3 protein-coding genes are annotated in these 2,190 nt (G+C 67.9%); all 3 read left to right on the top strand.

Going from position 1 to position 2,190, the window contains the following annotated elements; all coding sequences use genetic code 11:
- Window positions 1-463 (top strand): IclR family transcriptional regulator (locus ACWEK3_RS42300; RefSeq protein ID WP_453252263.1); only part of this gene is annotated, 463 nt, incomplete at its 5' end.
- Window positions 464-1,530: 1,067 nt separating this feature from the next.
- Window positions 1,531-1,818 carry a transposase gene (locus ACWEK3_RS42295; protein WP_453252262.1) on the top strand — a complete coding sequence of 96 codons (288 nt, stop codon included), beginning with the start codon at window positions 1,531-1,533 and terminating at the stop codon, window positions 1,816-1,818.
- Entirely contained in the window at window positions 1,815-2,078 is a 264-nt protein-coding gene (locus ACWEK3_RS42290) for a hypothetical protein (RefSeq protein WP_453252261.1), read from the top strand. Before ACWEK3_RS42295 ends, ACWEK3_RS42290 begins: the two co-directional genes overlap by 4 nt.
- Window positions 2,079-2,190 lie beyond the last annotated feature (112 nt).

Below are 2,190 nucleotides of genomic sequence, written 5' to 3'. Positions count from 1 at the left end.
CGCTCGTCTGGTGGAGACCGTGGACCTGTCGGTGCTGAACGGAGGGGTGATCACGTTTCTCGACCAGGTGGAAGCGCCCCATCGCCTGCGAGCGGCGAGCGCGGTGGGGGAGAGCTTCCCCCTGCACTCCTGCGCCCCGGGGAAGGCGATCCTGGCCACGCTCACGCCGAGCCGCATGCGTCAGCTTCTTCCTCCGCGGCTGCCGGCTCTCACGTCGCGCACCATCATCAAGTTCCCTGATCTGTTGGAACAGGCGAAGGAGATCCGTGAGGCCGGAGTCGCCTACGACTATGAAGAGCAGTGCGACGGCATCTGCGCGGCGGGCGTGGCCTTCGAAGTGGCGGGCCAGCAGATGGCGGTGAGCGTCCCTGTGCCGGCTCAGCGCTTCCACGGCCGCGAGGAGGAGTGCGCGCGGGCACTGCTGGCGCTGCGGGACCTCGTCGCGAAACAGGAATGGGCGTGAGCCGTCCGGCGGGGAAACGCTCGCCGCGTCGCCAAGGCGGCCTGCAACGACTCCAGCGCGTACGGTGCTCGGCCAGGCCCAGCCGGGCCAGCCGGACTCCGACGCCGCGACGGAGCCGATCTTCGATTACGGCACTAGGGCAGGCATCTGGCGACTGCAGAGGCTGCTCGAGCAGTTCAACCTGCCGGCGACCTTCTTCGGCTGCGCCCGGGCATTCGATACTGGTTCCGTGGTGGCGATACCTGCTCGGGGAGCAGACTAGTTGGACAGGCTGCACGGTCGTCCTCCTTGCACGGTGACTGCCGTGCAGCCTGCTTACGCCCGGCGATCGCCCGGCCCAGAAGCGAGGAAACCAGCCCATATGCCTCCAACAGCTGCCTGTGCAGCGAGTTGCCGGAGCGAATCACCTCCGGCTTCAGTGGCTTCCTGCTTGCCTTCGGGGAAGACAGGTCCGGGCGGCCGGGATCAGCGACTTGCGATGGCCATGCCGTCGGTGAGCAGGTCGGCAAGGGCTCGGCCCGCTCGGTCACCGCCGCCTTTCCGCCCGGTAGCTTGCCGATCTCCACCTTCCGCCCGTAGCGCTTGCCCCACTCCGGTGTGATCAGCGCAGTCAGCCAGTCGGGGGCGGCCTCGGCCATGTTTGCGTCACGGCGGCCCTACGGCGGTCGGGAGCGCGTGTGTCAGACTCAGCGACTTCCCAAATCCCTCCGGGCGCTCGCTGGTACGAGCACGCGTGCGGAAGGATCCATCGATGGCCAGACAGGATGTGAAGGACGAGCTTCTCTATCTTCGGGCAGCGGGGCTGGACTTGGGCAAGAAGTTCCTGCTGGCGTGCGTGCGGACCCCGTGCGCGAAGCGGCCGGGAACGTGGACGCTGAAGACGGAACGGTTCGCCATCCTCAACGCGCTGATCGACGGCGAGCGGGACCCGCGGGCACTGGGCGAGCTGGCCATCCGCCGGGCCCGCAGCAAGATCCCGGCTCTTGTCGAGGCGCTGGACGGCACCTTCACCGAGCACCACGCGTTCATGTGCCGGCACTACCTGGGCGATCGACCATCTCGCCGACGTGGCCGACCAGTTGGATGCGCGGATCACCGCGCTGCTGGCCCGCCTGGAACGGAACACGGATGTCGAGAACCTCGACTCCATCCCCGGCATCGGCCCAGCGGCCGCTCGGATCATCATCGCCGAGACCGGCGGGGACATGGCCCAGTTCGCCACTGCCGGGCACCTTGCCTCCCGGATCGGGGTCTGCCCGGGGATGAACGAATCCGCCGGCGTCGCCAAGTCCGGCCGCACTCGCCAGGCAACAGCAACCTCAAACGGCTGCTGGGCATTGCCGCGATGTCGGTGAGCCGCAGCAAGGACGGCTATCTCAGTGCCTACTACCGGCGGATCGCCGCCCGCCGCGGCCGGCAGCGGGCCCTGGTCGCGGTGATGCACAAGCTCGCCGTCGCGATCTGGCACATCCTCCGCAACAAGACCCGCTACCAGGACCTCGGCACCGACTACTTCACCCGCCGCGACCCCGAACGCGCCATGCACCGCATGACCAAGGAAGCCAACCGCCTCGGTCTCACCGTCCGCTTCGAACCCATCACCGCGACGGCCTGACCAGCACTGACTCAATTTTTCGTGTCAGTAACCCAGACCGGCTGCGCCGGCCGCCGTGAGGCCGGGAAAATGTGGGTTGTGTCCGTCCGGGACGCCGGCGAATCTGTGATGC

The organism is Streptomyces sp. NPDC004721 (assembly GCF_053601495.1).
Note: the sequence above shows the minus strand (reverse complement) of the source record. Positions and strands in the feature narration are given on the sequence as shown.